Annotated in this window: 2 protein-coding genes; both read right to left on the bottom strand. The window is 70.5% G+C overall.

The features are described from left to right. Positions 1 to 1462, bottom strand: a 1462-nt coding sequence (glpK, locus tag KDH83_RS30160) for a glycerol kinase GlpK (RefSeq protein ID WP_212322593.1), incomplete at its 3' end; no start/stop codon positions are given. Then, positions 1449 to 2903: an MFS transporter gene (locus KDH83_RS30155; RefSeq protein WP_212322595.1), complete on the bottom strand. Its 1455-nt coding sequence runs from the start codon at positions 2901 to 2903 to the stop codon at positions 1449 to 1451. The genes KDH83_RS30155 and glpK, both read right to left, overlap by 14 nt. Between the last annotated feature and the right edge of the window lie 3 nt (positions 2904 to 2906).

Raw genomic sequence — 2906 nt, 5'->3', positions numbered from 1 at the left:
CCGCGCGCACCGATTCCGGCCAAGCCGGTTCGAAGGTCCGTTCGGCCTGCCACTTGGAGGCGAACTCGTCCTGGCCGGACCAGAAGCCCACGGCAAGGCCGGCCAGGCCGGCCGCGCCCAGCGCGGTCGATTCCGATACGCGCGGGCGCACCACGGGCACGCCCAGCAGGTCGGCCTGCATCTGCATGAGCAGGTCATTGCGCGCCGCGCCGCCGTCCACGCGCAGCTCGGTCAGGGCGATGCCGCTGTCGCCGTTCATGCAGGTCAGCAGCTCGGCGCTTTGCAGCGCGATGGATTCCAGCGTGGCGCGGGCGATATGCGCGCGCGTGGTGCCGCGCGTCAGTCCGACCAGGGTGCCGCGCGCGTATGGGTCCCAATGCGGCGCGCCCAGGCCGGCGAAGGCCGGCACCATGAACACGTCGTCGGTGTCGGCAACGCTGGCGGCCAGCGCCTCGATCTCTTCCGAGCGCTGGATGATGCCCAGCCCGTCGCGCAGCCACTGCACCGCCGCGCCGGCCACGAACACGCCGCCTTCCAGCATGTAGGCGGGCTTCCAGGAGCCGCGCGAGCCGGCATCGGGCAGGCCCCAGCCCACGGTGGACAGCAGGTTGTTGGCCGAGCGCACCGGCTTGTCGCCGACGTTCATCAGCATGAAGCAGCCGGTGCCGTAGGTGTTCTTGGCCATGCCGGGCGTGAAGCAGGCCTGGCCGAAGGTGGCGGCCTGCTGGTCGCCGGCCACGCCGGCGATGGGGATGGCGCCGCCCAGCCATTCGGGCAGGGCGTTGCCGATCACCGCGCTGCTTGGCGCGATGTCGGGCAGCACGCTGCGCGGGATGTTCAGCAGCGCCAGGATCTCGTCGTTCCAGTCCTGTGTGTGCAGGTCGAACAGCATGGTGCGCGAGGCGTTGCTGGGGTCGGTGCTGTGCACCGCGCCGCCGGTCAGCTGCCACACCAGCCAGGTGTCGACGGTGCCGAAGGCCAGTTCGCCGCGCTCGGCCATCTGGCGCGCGCCGGGCACGTGGTCGAGCAGCCAGGACAGCTTGGTGCCGGAGAAGTACGCGTCCAGCACCAGGCCGGTGCGGGACTGCAGGAAATCGGCGTGCCCGTCGGCGCGCAGCCGGTCGCACAGCGGCGCGGTGCGGCGGTCCTGCCAGACGATGGCGCGCGCCAGCGGGCGGCCGGTGGCGCGTTCCCAGATCAGCGTGGTTTCGCGCTGGTTGGTGATGCCGATGGCGGCCACGTCGGCCGCGGTGGCCCCGGCGTTGCGCAGCGCCTCGCGCGCCACGTCGAGCTGGCTGTGCCAGAGCTCGCCGGCATCGTGCTCGACCCAGCCCGGCCGGGGATAGTGCTGGTGGAATTCACGCTGGCCGACGCCGCGCACCACGCCGTCGCGGTCGAACACGATGGCCCGGGAACTGGTCGTGCCCTGGTCCAGGGCGAGGACAAACTCATTCGTCGTCACTTTGCTTTGCGCCGTTCAGGTGTGCCCCGGCCATGGGCTCGAGGCGTCTAAAGGAGAAAACCGAGGCCGCGCACATCAGGCCGATGACGATGAAACCCGCGACCACGTCGCGTATGGCCAGCGTCTCGGCGCCGCGCAAGGTCATGCTGACGTTCAGCGTGACGGCGGCCACCCCCACGCCCAGGCTGATGCCCAACTGCTGCGCCATGGCAGCGAAGCTGCTGGCGCGGCTCATCTTGGCCGGCGGGATATCGGCATAGGTTAGCGTATTTACGCCGGTGAACTGCAGCGAGCGGAAGAAGCCGCCGACCAGCAGCACGGCGATCATCAGCCAGACCGGCGTGGTGGGCGTGAAGGCGGCGCTGGCGGCCACGAAGGCGCCGGCCAGCACCGCGTTGACGGTCAGCACGCGGCGAAAGCCGAAGTGCCTGACGATGGGCGTGGCCACGAACTTCATCAGCAAGGCGCCGGCGGCGCTGGCGAAGGTGATCAGCCCGGCCGAGAACGGCGTCAGGCCGAAGCCCACCTGCAGCAGCATGGCCAGCAGGAAAGGCGTGGCGCCCACGGTGAAGCGGCACAGGTTGCCGCCCAGCGTGGAGATGGCGAAGGTGGGGATCTTCATCAGCGACAGGTCGATGATGGGATGCTCGACGCGCTTGGCATGCCAGGCGTAGAGCAGGCCGCAGGCGGTGCCGGCGGCGAGCAGGCCCAGCAACGCGGGCAACGGCATGATGTCGCGGCCGATGGCCTCGAAGCCGCTGACCAGCATGGCCAGACAGGCCGCGCTCAGCAGGAAGCCCGGCCAGTCCAGGCCGGGCGCGCTTTCCTCGCGGATCTCGGCCACATAGCGCAGCACCAGCGCGATGCCCAGCACGCCGATCGGGATGTTGATGAGGAAGATCCAGTGCCAGGACATGTAGGTGACCATGAAACCGCCCAGCGGCGGCCCGATCACCGGCCCCAGCAGCGCCGGAATGGACAGGAAGGACATGGCCTTCAGCAGATCCTGCTTGGGCACCGTGCGCAGCAGGATGATGCGGCCCACCGGCACCATCATGGCGCCGGCCATGCCCTGCACGATGCGCGCCAGGACCAGCTGCGGCAGGTCCTGGGCCAGGGCGCAGGCGACGGAACTCAGGGTGAACAGGCCGATGGCGGCCACGAACACGCGCCGCGCGCCGTACCGGTCGGCCGCCCAGCCGCTGACCGGCACGAACACGGCCACCGACAGCAGGTAGGAAGTGATGGCGACGTTCAGCCGCACCGGGGTCGAATCCAGGGCCCGGGCCATGGCCGGCAGCGCGGTGGCCACCACGGTGGCGTCCAGCATCTGCATGAAGAGCGCGCAGCCCACGATGAAGGGAATCATCCGTGCCGCGCGCTGCGCGTCCGGGGTCGAGGGCGGAGCGGGGCGGGCGGCTGCGGCGGTGTCTGCGGGCATGGC

This window comes from Achromobacter sp. Marseille-Q0513 (assembly GCF_018195695.1).
Taxonomy (GTDB): domain Bacteria; phylum Pseudomonadota; class Gammaproteobacteria; order Burkholderiales; family Burkholderiaceae_B; genus Achromobacter.
The sequence above is the reverse complement of the archived record's forward strand: the minus strand, read 5'-3'. Positions and strand labels throughout refer to the sequence as shown.

What these genes read in the sequence shown, in the direction of transcription:
- KDH83_RS30155 (WP_212322595.1), bottom strand. Translation starts at nt 2,903, where the DNA reads ATGCCCGCAGACACCGCCGCAGCCGCCCGCCCCGCTCCGCCCTCGACC.